The sequence below is a fragment of the Cupriavidus sp. U2 genome, from assembly GCF_009663685.2.
Lineage (GTDB): Bacteria > Pseudomonadota > Gammaproteobacteria > Burkholderiales > Burkholderiaceae > Cupriavidus > Cupriavidus necator_C.
This window is the reverse complement of record NZ_RCOG02000002.1, coordinates 619,211-634,183: the sequence shown is the minus strand read 5'-3', so window position 1 is coordinate 634,183 and position 14,973 is coordinate 619,211. Positions and strand designations below refer to the sequence as shown.

At 66.7% G+C, this 14,973-nt stretch carries 12 protein-coding genes; 10 read left to right on the top strand and 2 right to left on the bottom strand.

What is annotated here, in order from left to right; genetic code table 11:
- The first annotated feature begins 54 nt into the window (after window positions 1-54).
- From D9X30_RS04425 to D9X30_RS04395, 7 genes are all read left to right on the top strand, one after another.
- On the top strand, window positions 55-870 hold the full coding sequence (locus D9X30_RS04425) for an alpha/beta fold hydrolase (protein ID WP_153948105.1): 816 nt from the start codon (window positions 55-57) through the stop codon (window positions 868-870).
- A 76-nt stretch (window positions 871-946) separates the two neighbouring features.
- Window positions 947-2,164, top strand: a complete 1,218-nt coding sequence (locus D9X30_RS04420; protein ID WP_153948106.1) for an ABC transporter substrate-binding protein — start codon at window positions 947-949, stop codon at window positions 2,162-2,164.
- A 75-nt stretch (window positions 2,165-2,239) separates the two neighbouring features.
- Window positions 2,240-3,106 carry a branched-chain amino acid ABC transporter permease gene (locus D9X30_RS04415; protein WP_153948107.1) on the top strand — a complete coding sequence of 289 codons (867 nt, stop codon included), beginning with the start codon at window positions 2,240-2,242 and terminating at the stop codon, window positions 3,104-3,106.
- 13 nt (window positions 3,107-3,119) lie between these two features.
- Window positions 3,120-4,184, top strand: a complete 1,065-nt coding sequence (locus tag D9X30_RS04410) for a branched-chain amino acid ABC transporter permease (RefSeq protein ID WP_153948108.1) — start codon at window positions 3,120-3,122, stop codon at window positions 4,182-4,184.
- On the top strand, window positions 4,181-4,972 hold the full coding sequence (locus tag D9X30_RS04405; RefSeq protein ID WP_153948109.1) for an ABC transporter ATP-binding protein: 792 nt from the start codon (window positions 4,181-4,183) through the stop codon (window positions 4,970-4,972). Before D9X30_RS04410 ends, D9X30_RS04405 begins: the two co-directional genes overlap by 4 nt.
- Window positions 4,969-5,685, top strand: coding sequence for an ABC transporter ATP-binding protein (locus tag D9X30_RS04400; protein ID WP_153948110.1), 717 nt, complete (start codon window positions 4,969-4,971; stop codon window positions 5,683-5,685). Before D9X30_RS04405 ends, D9X30_RS04400 begins: the two co-directional genes overlap by 4 nt.
- A 374-nt stretch (window positions 5,686-6,059) precedes the next feature.
- The gene (locus tag D9X30_RS04395; protein ID WP_153948111.1) at window positions 6,060-7,961 is read left to right on the top strand and encodes a potassium transporter Kup; all 1,902 of its coding nucleotides are present in this window, start codon (window positions 6,060-6,062) and stop codon (window positions 7,959-7,961) included.
- Between the two features lie 87 nt (window positions 7,962-8,048).
- Here D9X30_RS04395 and D9X30_RS04390 read toward each other — a convergent pair whose 3' ends face one another.
- Window positions 8,049-10,412, bottom strand: coding sequence for a Tex family protein (locus D9X30_RS04390; RefSeq protein ID WP_153948112.1), 2,364 nt, complete (start codon window positions 10,410-10,412; stop codon window positions 8,049-8,051).
- 177 nt (window positions 10,413-10,589) lie between these two features.
- Here D9X30_RS04390 and D9X30_RS04385 point away from each other — a divergent pair, with 177 nt between their 5' ends.
- The 3 genes from D9X30_RS04385 to yoaA all read left to right on the top strand — a co-directional run bounded on the left by D9X30_RS04385 (window position 10,590) and on the right by yoaA (window position 14,021).
- Window positions 10,590-11,396 (top strand): hypothetical protein, encoded by an 807-nt coding sequence (locus D9X30_RS04385; RefSeq protein ID WP_153948113.1) that lies wholly within the window; start codon window positions 10,590-10,592, stop codon window positions 11,394-11,396.
- 58 nt (window positions 11,397-11,454) lie between these two features.
- Complete coding sequence (locus D9X30_RS04380; protein WP_029050639.1) at window positions 11,455-11,658, top strand: DUF465 domain-containing protein; 204 nt, start codon at window positions 11,455-11,457, stop codon at window positions 11,656-11,658.
- Window positions 11,659-11,909: 251 nt separating this feature from the next.
- The gene (gene yoaA / locus D9X30_RS04375; RefSeq protein ID WP_502799610.1) at window positions 11,910-14,021 is read left to right on the top strand and encodes a DNA repair helicase YoaA; all 2,112 of its coding nucleotides are present in this window, start codon (window positions 11,910-11,912) and stop codon (window positions 14,019-14,021) included.
- 114 nt (window positions 14,022-14,135) lie between these two features.
- On the opposite strand, the gene D9X30_RS04370 is transcribed toward yoaA, so the two are convergent.
- Window positions 14,136-14,966: an outer membrane protein assembly factor BamD gene (locus tag D9X30_RS04370; protein ID WP_029050638.1), complete on the bottom strand. Its 831-nt coding sequence runs from the start codon at window positions 14,964-14,966 to the stop codon at window positions 14,136-14,138.
- Window positions 14,967-14,973: the final 7 nt, after the last annotated feature.

Below are 14,973 nucleotides of genomic sequence, written 5' to 3'. Positions count from 1 at the left end.
GCGCCGGGCAGTCGGTCTGGCGGGCGCGGGCAGGCGTGGTGAAGGGGTAGTGACATGGGTAGCGAACTGGTTCGGATTCCGTTTGACGGGCGGCAGATCGACGTCGAGTACCAATGGCTGAGGCCGGCACGCACGCGGCGGCCGCTGGTGGTGTTCCTGCACGAGGGACTGGGCTCGATCAGCATGTGGCGCGACTTTCCGCGCCAGTTCTGCGACGCCGGCGATTTCCGGGGCCTGGTGTTCTCGCGCTACGGCTACGGGCGTTCCACCCCACGGCCGCATGACGAAAAATGGGGTGTCGATTTCATGCATCGACAGGCCCGCGAGGCGTTGCCGGCGCTGTTCGATGCGCTGGGCATCGGCCCCGGCCGCCAGCATGGCAAGCCGTGGATGCTGGGCCACAGCGACGGCGGGTCGATCGCGCTGATCTACGCGGCAAGCTTTCCCGATGGCGTGGACGGCCTGACCGTGCTGGCGCCCCACATCTTTGTCGAGGACCTGTCGGTGCACAGCATCGCTACCACGCGCGATACCTACCGGCACACCGATCTGCGCGCCCGCCTGGCGCGCCACCATGCCGACGTGGACTCGGCGTTCTGGGGCTGGAACGATATCTGGCTCAACCCGGATTTTCGCCATTTCGACCTGCGCCCGCTGCTGGACGGCATCCGCTGCCCGGTGCTGGCCGTGCAGGGCGAGGACGACGAGTACGGCACCATGGCCCAGATCGAGGGTATCCAGCGATATGCCCCGCAAACGGTACTGCTTAAACTCGCGCGCTGTGGGCATTCGCCGCACCGCGACCAGGCGGGTGCATTGACGGCGGCGACCGCGGCGTTTATAACGGCAAATACTTCAATCCTAAAATAATTGGCGGCGACAGCCGGGCCGGCACCGGTCCGGTGCGCGCGGCGCCACCGGCTTCAGACCACCAGGAGGAGATTCCATGCATCGCAATGCATTGCGCAGGCTGCTGCACGCGCGTCGTCTGTCTGTCGTCACCTTGGCCGCCAGCGCGCTGCTGGCAACCGGCGGCGCCGCCCTGGCCCAGACGGCGCCGGCCGCCCCGGCCGGTGGCAAGGTCAAGGTCGGCTTCATGCTGCCGTACACGGGCACCTATGCGGCGCTGGGCACGGCCATCGAGAACGGCTTCCGGATGTATGTGCAGCAGCAAGGCGGCAAGCTGGGCGGGCGCGACGTGGAGTACTTCAAGGTGGACGATGAATCCGATCCGGCCAAGGCACCGGAAAACGCCACCAAGCTGATCCGGCGCGATCAGGTCGATGTGGTGGTCGGCACCGTGCATTCGGGCGTGCAGATGGGCATCGTCAAGGTGGCCAAGGAAAACAACACGCTGCTGATCATCCCCAACGCCGGCGTGGACGAAGCCACGGGCCCGCTGTGCGGCCCCAATATCTTCCGGTCGTCATTCTCGAACTGGCAGCCCGGCTACGCCATGGGCCACGTGCTGGCCGATCGTGGCATGAAGAAGGTGGTCACGCTGACCTGGAAGTACGCGGCCGGAGAGCAGTCGGTCAAGGGCTTCAAGGAGGCCTTCGAGGCCAAGGGCGGCAAGGTGGTCAAGGAACTGAGCCTGCCGTTCCCGAACGTCGAGTTCCAGGCGCTGATCACCGAGGTGGCGTCACTCAAGCCGGACGCCGTGTTCGTGTTCTTTGCCGGCGGCGGTGCGGTCAAGTTCGTGAAGGACTGGCAGGCAGCCGGGCTGAAGGACAAGATCCCGCTCTACGGTTCGGGCTTCCTGACCGATGGCACGCTGGAGGCGCAGGGCGCCGCCGCCCAGGGGCTGGAGACCACGCTGCACTACGCCGATGGCCTGAACAACGCGCGCGACAAGGCCTTCCGCCTGGACTACGCCAAGACCTACAAGCTGCAGCCGGACGTCTACGCGGTGCAGGGCTACGACGCCGCACAGCTGCTGGCCGCCGGCGCCAACGCGGTGAAGGGCGACATGACGCGCAAGCCGGACATCATCAAGGCCATGGAAGCGGCCAGGGTGGACAGCCCGCGCGGCGCGTTCACGTTGTCGAAGGCACACAACCCGGTGCAGGACTTCTACCTGCGCCGCGTGGAGGGCCGCGAGAACAAGGTCAGCGCCGTGGCGGTGAAGGCGCTGGCCGATCCGGCGCGCGGCTGCCGCCTCTGATCCGGCGCGGCCACAGGCGTTCCGCCCAGCCCCAACGGCACCTACGACCCACCACACGGCACGGCCGGTTTCACGATGGACATCGTTTCCTTCCTCATCCAGTGCCTGAACAGCGTGCAGTACGGCCTGCTGCTGTTCCTGGTGGCCAGCGGGCTGACGCTGATCTTCGGCATCATGGGCGTGATCAACCTGGCCCATGGCAGCTTCTACATGCTGGGGGCCTACCTGGCGTTCACGCTGGCCAGCCTGACCGGCAACCTGTTTATCGCGCTGCCGCTGGGCATCGTGCTGGCCGTGCTGTTCGGCTACCTGCTCGAATGGGCGTTCTTCAGCTACCTGTACCAGCGTGACCACCTGCAGCAGGTGCTGATGACGTACGGGCTGATCCTGGTCTTCGAGGAACTGCGCAGCCTCCTGGTGGGCGACGACGTCCATGGCGTGCCGGTGCCCGCGCTGCTGGACGGGGCCCTGCCGATCGGCAACGACATGACCTATCCGGTGTACCGGCTGTTCATTTCGGCGGTCTGCCTGCTGGTGGCGGGCGCGATGTACTACGTGATCCGGCGCACGCGGGTGGGCATGATGATCCGCGCCGGCGCCACCAACCGCGAGATGGTGCAGTCGCTCGGCATCAACGTGACGGTGCTGTACCGCTTCGTGTTCGCGCTGGGCGTGGCGCTGGCCGTGCTGGCGGGGATGATCGCGTCGCCGGTGTCGTCGGTGTACCCGGGCATGGGCGGGCAGGTGCTGATCATCTGCTTCGTGGTGGTGGTGATTGGGGGGATCGGGTCGGTCAAGGGGGCGCTGGTGGCCTCGCTGCTGATCGGCTTTGTCGACACGTTCGGCAAGGTGTTCTGGCAGGACGCCGCCGGCGTGCTGGTGTACCTGCTGATGGCCGTGATCCTGCTGTGGAAGCCGCAAGGGCTGTTCCGCGCGGGTTGAGCAGGAAGGGAACATGCAAACCGACATCTCGACAACCGCGCCCCAGCCAGTGCGGCGCCCCGCGTGGCTGGCCGCGCTGGGCTGGATCCTCGCGCTCGCCGTGCTGTGCGCCGCGCCGCTGGTGCTGACCGCCGACAGCCACAAGTACTACATCGAGCTGCTCAGCAAGGTGATGATCATGGCGATCTTCGCGCTGTCGCTGCAGTTGCTGATCGGCTACACCGGGCTGGTCAGCCTGGGGCACGCGGCGTATTTCGCCATGGCGGCCTACGCCACCGCCATGCTGGCGCCCCAGAGCGGCGCGGGCAACGGCTGGCTGCTGTTGCTGGGCGCGGTGGGCGCCGCCGGCGCGCTGGCACTGGTGGTGGGTACGCTGGTGCTACGCACGCGCGGCATCTACTTCATCATGGTCACGCTGGCCTTCGCGCAGATGGTGTATTTCGTGTTCCACGACACCAAGATCGCCGGGGGCAGCGATGGCACCTATATCTACTTCCGGCCCGAATTCGGCCTGTTCTCGGAACTGCCACTCACGGTGAACGATCCGGTGCGCTTCTACTGGCTCGTGCTGGCCGCGCTGGTGCTGACCGTGGCGCTGCTGGCATTGCTGCTGCGCTCGCGTTTCGGCCACGCGCTGGTGGGCATCCGGCATAACGAGCAGCGCATGCGGGCGGCCGGCTTCGGCACGTATCGCTACCAGCTGGGCGCCTTCGTGGCGGGCGGCATGCTGGCCGGGCTGGCGGGATTCCTGTATGCGATCCAGTTCGGCTTCGTGAACCCAGAGATTGCGTCGTGGCACCAGTCGGGCAATGCCATGCTGATGGTGATCCTGGGCGGCGTGGGCAGCCTGGCCGGGGCCGTGCTGGGTGCGTTCTCGTTCGTGCTGCTGGCCGAGTGGTTCGGCACGCTGACCCGGCACTGGCAGCTGCTGATGGGCGGCTTCATCATCGTCGCGGTGGCGCTGCTGCCGCGCGGGCTGGTGAGCGTGCCGGCGGTGCTGCGGCAGCGTGGGCCGCGCCGTGCGCGCCGCCATGCCGGCGCCGCCGACCCGAACGCGCAGAGCCGGGAGGCCGTATGAACCATTCCACATCGGCGCCGGTGATGCAGGCCGAGATGCTGTCGCGCCGCTTTGGCGGCCTGACGGCGGTCAACCAGGTGGACCTGTCGCTGCACCTCAATGAAATCCACGCCGTGATCGGTACGAACGGCGCCGGCAAGTCGACGCTGATCAACCTGCTGTCCGGCGAGCTGCCGCCGTCCGAAGGCCGGCTGTATCTGCAGGGGCACGAGGTCACCGGCTGGGCGCAGCCAAGGCTGGCGCGCCACGGGGTGGGGCGCAGCTACCAGCGCAACAATATCTTCCTGCCGCTGACCGTGCGCGAAAACTGCCGGCTGGCCGCCCAGTCGCGCGCCCAGCGTGCGTGGCGGCTATGGGAATCCGCACAAGGCTGCCGCACCAGCCGGGCGCTGGCCGACGAGGCGCTGGAGCGCGCCGGCCTGGCGCAGCATGCGGGCCGCGTGGCCAGCGAACTGGCCCACGGCCAGAAGCGCCAGCTGGAAGTGGCGATGTGCCTGGCCACCGAGCCCGTGGCGCTACTGCTGGACGAACCGCTGGCCGGCATGGGCGCCGAGGAATCGGCCCGCATGCTCGACCTGCTGCGCCGCCTGCGCGAAGGGCACGCGATCCTGCTGGTCGAACACGACATGGAGGCCGTGTTCGCCGTGGCCGACCGCATCACGGTCATGGTCAACGGCACGGTCATCGCATCGGGCGATCCGGCCAGCATCCGCGCCAATCGCGAGGTACAGCTGGCCTACCTGGGCGAAGAGGACGAGATGGGCCAGCGGCAGGAGGCCGGCGCATGAGCACCAACGCCATCATCGACGCCAGCGGCGTCAACGCCTGGTATGGATCGAGCCACGTGCTGCGTGGCATCGACTTCCATGTCAACGCGGGCGAGACCGTCGGGCTGCTGGGCCGCAACGGCATGGGCAAGAGCACGCTGCTGCGTACGCTGCTGGGCCATGTCCGGGAACGCGCCGGTACGATCCGCGTGGCTGGCCGCGAGATGTCGCGCGCCCGGCCGCACGAGGTGGCCCGGCTTGGCATCGCCTACGTGCCAGAAGGGCGTGGCATTTTTCCGAATCTGAGCGTGCGCGAGAACCTCGTGATGGCGGCGCGGGCCGGCTGCGGCGGTCGCAAGGACTGGGACGAGGCACGCGTGCTCGACCTGTTTCCGCGACTCAAGGAACGGCTATCCCATGGTGGGCAGCAGCTGTCCGGCGGCGAGCAGCAGATGCTGTCGATCGGCCGCGCGCTGATGACCAACCCCGACTGCCTGATCCTGGATGAGGCCACCGAGGGCCTGGCGCCGCGCATCGTCCACGAGATCTGGAACGTGATTGCCACCGTGCGGGGGACCGGCATCGCGTCGATCGTGGTCGATCGCAACTACCGCGCGGTGCTGTCGCACGCCGACCGCGTGGTCGTCCTCGAAAAAGGGCAGGTGGTCATGGCGGGGCCCGCCGCCAGCCTGGCCGCCACGCCGGCGGCGCTGGACCGCTACCTGGGCGTCTGACGTCTGTTTGAAAAAGTAACGTATCAGACATTTGGTGTCGTGGCTTCACAACGTGCCGACGGTGGGTGATCCCACGGTGCCGGCATCGGCGGGGCTTGACCATGCCCGGCTTCTTTCCCATGCTTGATCGGTCGTGGCCCGTGACGTCGGCATTTCCATAGTGGTCGCCGCACGACACTTCATCTAGAATGCGCGCGTTTGTGCATCGCAATAGAAACTGAGAAGGCCAACACGCCCCATCGGGGACCGGAGCCGCTAGCGTGAGAGAAATCGTGCCTGATGAAGCACTTTGGAGGGACTGTCCGTCTGGCGCCATGCCAGGGCAGCCAAAGGCAGGCACGGGAGGCGCGAGCCGGTTCACCTGACCCAATTCCATGACCCAATCCGCAACCACCAGCCATTATTTCGTCGAAAGCCAGAGCACCCGTGCGCTAGTGATCGGCGCGATCGGCGTCGTCTTTGGCGACATCGGTACCAGCCCCCTGTATTCGCTCAAGGAGTGTTTCAGCAAGGACCACGGCATCCCGTTTAGCCCCGAAGCGGTGCTGGGCATCATTTCGCTGCTGTTCTGGGCGATGATCGTCGTCGTGTCGATCAAGTACGTGCTCTTTGTGATGCGCGCCGACAATAACGGCGAGGGCGGCGTGCTGGCGCTGATGGCGCTGGCGCTGCGCACCGCGGCCCCAAGGTCGCGCATGGCCCGGCTGATCATGATGTCGGCCATTTTCGGCGCCTGCATGTTCTATGGCGATGCGGTGATCACGCCGGCCATCTCGGTGCTGTCGGCCGTGGAAGGGCTGGAGATTGCCGCGCCGGCGCTGTCGCACTTCGTGATCCCGATCACGCTGTCCATCCTGTGCGTGCTGTTCTTTATCCAGCGCCACGGCACCAGCGCCGTGGGCAAGCTGTTCGGGCCGATCATGGTGGTGTGGTTCCTGGCGCTGGGCGGGCTGGGCATCCTGCATCTGGTGCAGGCGCCGGACATCCTCAAGGCCGTCAACCCCTGGTACGGCATTTCGTTCCTGATCGAGCACTCGCTGCTGGCGTTCATCGTGCTGGGCAGCGTGTTCCTGGTGCTGACGGGCGCCGAGGCCCTGTACATCGACATGGGCCATTTCGGCGCCAAGCCCATCCGCTATGGCTGGTTCGCCCTGGTGATGCCCTGCCTGATGCTGAACTACTTCGGCCAGGGCGCGCTGCTGCTGGGCAACCCGCAAGCCATCGAGAATCCGTTCTACCTGATGGTGCCGCAAATGCTGCAACTGCCGATGGTGCTGCTGGCCACGGCGGCCACGGTGATTGCGTCGCAGGCGGTCATCTCGGGCGCGTTCTCGCTGACCAGCCAGGCCATCCAGCTTGGCTTCCTGCCGCGTATGCGCATCCTGTACACGTCGGCGGCGGAAATCGGCCAGATCTACCTGCCCGTGATCAACTGGGCGCTGCTTGTGCTGGTGATCGCCGTGGTGCTGTCGTTCCGCAAGTCGGAAAACCTGGCTGCCGCCTACGGCATTGCGGTGACTACGACGATGCTGATCACGACGTTCCTGGCGGTCATCGTCATGCGCCGGTTCTGGAAGTGGAACCGGGTGCTGGTGACGCTGCTTGGCGCATCGTTCCTGATCGTCGACCTGTCGTTTTTCGCGGCCAACCTGCTCAAGGTGGCCGAAGGCGGCTGGTTCCCGCTGCTGATGGGCAGCACGGCGTTCTTCCTGCTGATGACCTGGCACAGCGGCCGCAAGCTGCTGCGCGCGCGCAGCCTCGAAGACGGCATTCCGCTGGAGCCGTTCATCGCCGGCCTGCTGGCCCATCCGCCGCATCGCGTGGAGGGCACGGCGGTGTTCCTGACCGGCAGTACCGAATCGGTGCCGGTGTCGCTGCTGCACAACCTCAAGCACAACCGCGTGCTGCACGAGCGGGTGGTATTCCTGAGCTTTGTCACGCGTGACATTCCGTACGTGGACGACGACCACCGCCTGACCTGCAAGGACCTGGGCGGCGGCGTGTTCATCCTGGCGTCGGAGTACGGCTTCAAGGAAACGCCAGACGTGAACCGCGTGCTCGACCTGGCGCAGCGCAAGCTCGACATGCACTTCGAACTGATGGAGACCTCGTTCTTCATCGCGCGCGAGACGGTGATTCCGTCCAAGCTGCCCGGCATGTCGATGTGGCGTGAGCGGCTCTTTGCCTGGATGCATCAGAACGGCGCCAAGCCGTCCGACTTTTTCTCGATTCCGGCCAACCGGGTGGTGGAGCTGGGTACGAAGGTAGAAATCTGAGCCGGCTTGCGGACTGAGCCAAAAAAAACGCCCCGCATCGAGCGGGGCGTTTTTCGTTCTGGCGTGCGTTGCCGGCTTGCCGGTGGCTTAACGCTTCAGCTTGGCAAAGGCCGCGGCCATGGCGCCTTGCGCTTCGGGCTCGCGGCGGGCGTTGCCGCCTGCGCCACGGTTGCCACCGCCGCCACGCTGGCCCCGATCGGCCGGGCGGTCGCCGCCGCCGGCTCGGGCGGTCTGCTGGCCGGGCTCGTCGTCCAGGCGCATGGTCAGGCCGATGCGGTTTCGCTTGACGTCCACTTCCATGACCTTGACCTTGACGATCTGGCCGGCCTTGACCACTTCGTGCGCGTCCTTGACGAACTTGGTGGACAGCGCCGAGATGTGGACCAGTCCGTCCTGATGCACGCCGATGTCGACGAACGCACCAAAGGCTGCCACGTTCGTGACCACGCCTTCCAGGATCATGCCCGGCTGCAGGTCCTTCACGTCTTCCACGCCTTCCTGGAAGGTAGCGGTCTTGAACTCGGGGCGCGGGTCGCGGCCTGGCTTTTCCAGTTCGGTCAGGATGTCGCGCACGGTCGGCAGGCCGAACTTGTCGTCGGCAAACTGCTGCGGCGACAGGCCACGCAGGCTCTCGCGGTTGCCCATCACCTCCGGCAGGCCCTTCTTGATATGGTCCAGGATCTTCTGCACCACCGGGTAGGCTTCCGGGTGCACAGACGAACGGTCCAGCGGGTTGTCGCCATTGTTGATGCGCAGGAACCCGGCGGCCTGCTCGAACGTCTTGTCGCCCAGGCGCGGCACCTTTTTCAGCGATTCGCGATTGCTGAACGCACCGTTGGCATCTCGGAATTCGACGATATTGCGCGCCAGCACCGAGTTCAGGCCCGACACGCGCGCCAGCAGCGGGGCGGATGCCGTGTTCACGTCCACGCCCACCGCGTTCACGCAGTCTTCCACCACGGCGTCCAGCGCACGGGCCAGCTCGCGCTGGTTCACGTCGTGCTGGTACTGGCCCACGCCGATCGACTTGGGATCGATCTTGACCAGCTCGGCCAGCGGGTCCTGCAGACGGCGGGCAATCGACACCGCGCCGCGCAGCGATACGTCCAGGTCCGGGAATTCCTTGGCGGCCAGTTCCGACGCCGAGTACACCGACGCGCCGGCTTCGCTGACCACGATCTTGGTCAGTTTCAGTTCCGGGGCACCCTTAATCAGGTCCTGCACGAGCTTGTCGGTCTCGCGGCTGGCCGTGCCGTTGCCGATCGAGCAGAGCGCCACATTGTGCTGCCTGGCCAGCCGGGCCAGCGTGGCCAGCGAACCGTTCCAGTCACGGCGCGGCTCGTGCGGGTAGATCGTCGCGGTATCGAGCAGCTTGCCGGTGCTGTCCACCACGGCGATCTTGCAGCCTGTGCGGATGCCCGGGTCGATACCCATCACGGACTTCGGACCCGCCGGCGCGGCCAGCAGCAGTTCGTGCAGGTTGCGGCCGAACACCTTGATGGCCTCGGCCTCGGCGGTCTCGCGCAGCTGGGTCAGCAGCTCGGTTTCCAGGTGCGGCTGCACCTTGACGCGCCAGCACCAGCGGCACACGTCGGCCAGCCATTTGTCGGCCGGACGGTTGCGGTTCTCGATGCCGACATGGCGCGCAATCATGCCTTCGCACGGGTGCGGCACCATGGCGTCCTGCTCCTCGCCCAGGCCAAGCTTGACCAGCAGCACGCCTGCGTTGCGGCCGCGGAACAGCGCCAGCGCACGGTGCGACGGCACGGTACGGAGGGTCTCGCTGTACTGGTAGTAGTCGCGGAATTTCTCTTCCTCGGCGGTTTCCTTGCCTTCCATGACCGTGGACGACACCACGCCGTTGTTCCACAGGTGGTCGCGCAGCTTGCCCAGCAGCTCGGCCGTTTCGCCAAACTGCTCGGACAGGATGTCGCGGGCGCCGTCCAGCGCGGCCTTGGTGTCAGGCACGCCGCCTTCGGCGGTGGGGTTGCCATTGACGTATTTGGCGGCCTCGACTTGCGGATCCAGTGTGGGGTCGGCCAGCAGTGCCTGCGCCAGCGGCTCCAGGCCGCATTCGCGGGCGATCTGGGCGCGCGTGCGGCGCTTTGGCTTGTAGGGCAGGTAGAGGTCTTCCAGCGTCTGCTTGGTCTCGGCGCCCTCGATGGCGGCGCGCAGCTCGTCGGTCAGCTTGCCCTGTTCCTCGATCGACGCCAGGATCGTGGCGCGGCGGTCTTCCATGTCGCGCAGGTACAGCAGGCGCTCTTCGAGATTACGCAGCTGCGTATCGTCGAGGTTGCCCGTCACTTCCTTGCGGTAGCGGGCGATAAACGGCACCGTGGCACCTTCGTCCAGGAGGTCCACGGCAGCCGCCACCTGGCGCGGTTGCACGGACAGTTCGGCCGCGATCAGCGACACAATCTTTTGCAGGACGGAAGCAGGCAGATTGGACATCGAGAAAACGAGTCAGTCGAAAGCGGGGCATTGTGCCACAAGCGCGGCGCGCTTCCGGTGACGGGAAGACACCTTTTACACTGTCTTTTCCGCGGCTGGCGCGGGGGGTGCCCGCACGGCACCCGGCGCCCGGTTCGCGGTGCGGTCCGAGGGGTCCCCGGATGCTAGAATCGCGGCATGATCGTCAAGCCCCTTCCGGCCGTCATGGCTCGCCCGGTTTCCATTTCCGCTTTCCCGATTGCCACGCTGGCGCTGGCCGCGCTGCTGCTGGCGGCGCCGCTGGGCACCGCGCACGCGCAGGCGTCGGCACCCGCTGCCGCTCCTTCGTTCGCGCCGCCGTCGGCGCCCACTGCGGCACCCATCCCGCCGGACCCGGGCAAGCCCCGCGATTTCGAGGCCGAGCGCAAGGCCATCAATGATTCGCGTGCATGGACCAATTACCGCTTCGCGGTGGCCGAGCGCGCGTGCTACAGCAAGTTCCTGGTGACCCACTGCATCGAGAAGGCCAAGGACGTGCAGCGCGAGGAACTGCACGTGCTGCGCGCCAGGGATCTGGAAGTTGGCGATGCCGAGCGGGCCTACAAGGCGGCAACGCGCGATCGCGAGCAGGCCCTGCGCCGCGCCGAATACGAGGCCGGCCAGCCGGGCCGGGCGGCCAACGAGCAGGCCAGCCGGGAAGCCTTCGAACGCAAGCAGCAGGAACAGGCGCTGCGCGATGCGCAGGCCACGGGGCAGGCGCCCCAGCGCGCGGCCAATGCCGAGGCCTACCAGAAGAAGCAGGACGATTACAACGCGCGCATGAAGGAAGCCCAGCAGAAGGGCGCCGAAAGCGCGCGCCAGCGTCAGGAAAACGTCAAGACTTACGAGCAGAAGCAGGCAGACGCCGTGCAGCGCCAGAAGGACCTGGACGAGCGGCGCGCACGTGCCGAGGAGAAGCAGAAGCAGGGCGGCCAGAATTCCGGGCCGAGCCCGTTCGGTTTCTGATTCGTTGGCAGGGTCGGGCGGGGCCGCTGGCCGCCGCCCTGGAGTACGAAGGCGCACCATGGATGAAAATCTCAACACGCTGGCGCGGCAGATCATCGAGTTGCAGATCGAACACCGCGACCTCGATTTCCTGATCGACCGGCTGTCCGCCGATCCCGCCCACGATGAACTGCAGCTGCGCCGCCTGAAAAAGCGCCGCCTCAAGCTCAAGGACGCGATCACCTTGCTGCAGCTGCACCTGGAACCCGATGTTCCGGCCTGACGCCCCCGCAGCGGCGCGCTGGGCCGTCGATCCGGCCAGCGCAAGCGCGGTACACGCACCACACATCTCCCGTGGCACGCCCACCGGCCACGGGTATCGAAGAAAGCCCCACCTTGCCAGATCCCACTGACGACCTCCTGTCCGATGCCGCCGAGGCGCCCGATGCCCACGAACCTGCCGAATCGCCAGGCGACGCCGTGGCCGCGGCATCGGCCAGCCAGGCGGCCTCGCAAGCCGCCCAACTGTCGACGATGTTCGCCGACACGGGCACGCTGGCCACGGCCATCCCGGGCTACCGTCCGCGCGCGTCGCAGTTGAAGATGGCCCAGGCCGTGGCCAATGCCATCGGCCAGAACGACACGGTCATCGTCGAGGCCGGCACCGGCACCGGCAAGACGTTTGCCTACCTGGTACCCGCCATGCTCTGGGGCGGCAAGGTCATCCTGTCCACCGGCACCAAGAACCTGCAGGACCAGCTGTTCCTGCGCGATATTCCGACGGTGCGCCATGCGCTGAACGTGCCGGTGTCGGTGTCGCTGCTCAAGGGGCGCGCCAATTACGTGTGCCACTACCATCTGGAGCGCGCGCAGGCCAACGGTCGGCTTGCGTCGAAGCAGGATGCCGCGTGGCTGCGCGACATCGGGAAATTCGCCAAGACCACGGCGACCGGCGACAAGGCCGAACTGGCGGCCGTGCCCGAGAACGCGCCCGTCTGGCAGATGGTGACGTCCACGCGGGACAACTGCCTGGGCAGCGAATGCCCGAACTACAAGGAGTGCTTTGTGATGCGCGCCCGCAAGGAAGCGCAGCAGGCCGATGTGGTGGTGGTGAACCATCACCTGTTCTTTGCCGACGTGGTGCTGCGCGATACCGGCATGGCCGAACTGCTGCCGGCCGCCAACACCGTGATCTTCGACGAAGCCCACCAGCTTCCGGAAACGGCGACGCTGTTCTTCGGCGAAACGCTGTCCACCAGCCAGTTGCTCGAACTGGCACGCGACACCGTGGCCGAAGGGCTGTCACATGCCCGCGACGCCGTGGACTGGGTCGCGCTGGGCGCGCCGCTGGAACGCGCCGCGCGCGACTTGCGGCTGGCGTTCGGCCGCGACAACGTGCGCATGGCGATGGGGCAGATCGATGCCGATCCGCGCACCGCAGAGCCGTTCTACGAAACGCTGGACGCACTGGAAGAGGCGCTGTCGGGGTTTGTCGAGGCGCTGGAATCGCAGGCCGAGCGCGCCGAAACGCTGGAGCAATGCCATCGCCGGGCCGTGGAGCTGGCCAACAAGCTGGAAGTCTGGCGGGACGATCGCGCTGCCGCGCCGGCCTCGGCCCCCGCGTCGTCCGGCGAGACGGCGGCGGAGGCCGCCGGGGGCGACGCCGAGACCCCGCCGCCGCCCGCGCCTGCCCAGTTCGGCCCGGATACCGTGCGCTGGGTCGAAGTGTTCTCCCACACCGTCCAGCTGCACCGCACCCCGTTGTCGATCGCGCCGATCTTCACGCGCCAGCGCGAAGGCCATCCCCGCGCCTGGATCTTTACCTCGGCGACACTGTCGGTGAAGGGCAATTTCGCCCACTACGCGGCGCAGCTGGGGCTGAACAAGGATCAATCGCTGACGCTGCCCAGTCCGTTCGACTATGCGAAGCAGGGCCTGCTCTATGTGCCGCGCGACATGCCACCGCCGAATTCGCCCCAGTTCACCGAAGCCGTGGTCGAAAGGGCGCTGCCGCTGATCGAGGCGGCTGGCGGCCGGACATTCCTGCTCTGTACCACGCTGCGCGCGGTGCAGAAGGCGTCGGACATGCTCTACGACCTGTTCGCCGCGCGCGGCATCAACCTGCCGCTGCTGGTGCAGGGGCAGGCCAGCCGCACCGAACTGCTGGACCGCTTTCGTCAACTCGGTAACGCGGTGCTGGTCGGCAGCCAGAGCTTCTGGGAAGGCGTGGATGTGCGCGGCGAGGCGCTTTCTCTGGTGGTCATCGACAAGCTGCCGTTCGCGCCGCCCGACGACCCGGTGCTGGCCGCCCGCATGGAGGTGCTGCAGAAAAAGGGCCTGAGCCCGTTTGCCGTACACCAGCTGCCGCACGCGGTGATTACGCTGAAGCAGGGCGCCGGGCGGCTGATCCGTTCGGAATCGGATCGCGGCGTGCTGGCCATCTGCGACACGCGACTCGTAGAAAAGCCATACGGCCGGCAGATCTGGCAGAGCTTGCCGCCGTTCACGCGTACGCGCGAGGCCGAAACGGTGGTGCGTTTCCTGGAAAGCCTGCGCCAGCCGGCCGGTGAGGCAGGCGCGGACGCCACGCCTGGCGGGGAAGCGGGCGGCGATGCGGGGGATGAAGGACAGCGCGGCGAGGTATAGACGGGGCGGGCGGGGCCGGAAAAGCGCCAGCAAGCATCCAACACCATCGCCAAAAAACGAAAAAGCCCGACCTTGCGTCGGGCTTTTCTCATGCTCCGGCCAGGCCGGGCGTCGTCAGAACACTTCCCACCAGGACTTGTCCTTGCGGCGTTGTCCGTACTTGATGAAATCGCTGTTTGGGTAGTTGCGTTCCATCACGCGTGCCGCGTCGTCGCGCAGGTCTTTCATGCCCAGCGCATCGTACGACCGCACCATGATGTACAGCGCCTCTTCGTTGGCCGGCGCGCCATCGTAGTCCTTGAGCGCCTGCTGCGCGCGGTTCACGGCCGCCAGGTAGGCGCCGCGGCGGTAGTAGTAACGCGCGGCGTGGACTTCGTGCTGGGCCAGCGCGTTGACGATGTACTGCATGCGCAGCGTGGCGTCCGGCGTGTACTTGCTGTCCGGATAGCGCGTGATCAGGGTCTGGAACGCGTCATAGGCGGCGCGGGCTGCCTTGGGGTCGCGTTCGCTGAGATCCTGGCCCGAGAAGCGGCCAAGCCAGCCAAGGTTGTCGTTGAAGTTGATCAGGCCCTTGAGGTAGTAGGCGTAATCGATGTTCGGGTGGCTCGGGTGCAGCTGGATGAAGCGGTCCACGGCAGCCAGCGCGGCAGCGGTCTCGCCATCCTTGTAGTTGGCGTAGGCGGTATCGATCTGGGCCTGCTGTGCATAGCGGCCAAACGGATAGCGGCCCTCGAGCTTTTCGTACAGCTTGACGGCGCGCGTGTAGTCGCCGCCATCGAGGGCATCCTTGGCTTCCGAATATAATTTGTTGGCCGACCAGCCGGCGGTTTCGTCAGGCTGGTCTCCCAGCAGGCCGCATGCCGATAGCATGACGCATCCGCCTGCGAGCAAAACCGCTCCAATTTTCGCGCGCCAGTTCGCGCGTTTGATGCTCTGCAATTGCATGGGCAAC

Coding starts and splice junctions, on each gene's coding strand:
- D9X30_RS04425 (WP_153948105.1), top strand. CDS start 55: ATGGGTAGCGAACTGGTTCGGATTCCGTTTGACGGGCGGCAGATCGAC.
- D9X30_RS04420 (WP_153948106.1), top strand. CDS start 947: ATGCATCGCAATGCATTGCGCAGGCTGCTGCACGCGCGTCGTCTGTCT.
- D9X30_RS04415 (WP_153948107.1), top strand. CDS start 2,240: ATGGACATCGTTTCCTTCCTCATCCAGTGCCTGAACAGCGTGCAGTAC.
- D9X30_RS04410 (WP_153948108.1), top strand. CDS start 3,120: ATGCAAACCGACATCTCGACAACCGCGCCCCAGCCAGTGCGGCGCCCC.
- D9X30_RS04405 (WP_153948109.1), top strand. CDS start 4,181: ATGAACCATTCCACATCGGCGCCGGTGATGCAGGCCGAGATGCTGTCG.
- D9X30_RS04400 (WP_153948110.1), top strand. CDS start 4,969: ATGAGCACCAACGCCATCATCGACGCCAGCGGCGTCAACGCCTGGTAT.
- D9X30_RS04395 (WP_153948111.1), top strand. CDS start 6,060: ATGACCCAATCCGCAACCACCAGCCATTATTTCGTCGAAAGCCAGAGC.
- D9X30_RS04390 (WP_153948112.1), bottom strand. CDS start 10,412: ATGTCCAATCTGCCTGCTTCCGTCCTGCAAAAGATTGTGTCGCTGATC.
- D9X30_RS04385 (WP_153948113.1), top strand. CDS start 10,590: ATGATCGTCAAGCCCCTTCCGGCCGTCATGGCTCGCCCGGTTTCCATT.
- D9X30_RS04380 (WP_029050639.1), top strand. CDS start 11,455: ATGGATGAAAATCTCAACACGCTGGCGCGGCAGATCATCGAGTTGCAG.
- yoaA (WP_502799610.1), top strand. CDS start 11,910: ATGTTCGCCGACACGGGCACGCTGGCCACGGCCATCCCGGGCTACCGT.
- D9X30_RS04370 (WP_029050638.1), bottom strand. CDS start 14,966: ATGCAATTGCAGAGCATCAAACGCGCGAACTGGCGCGCGAAAATTGGA.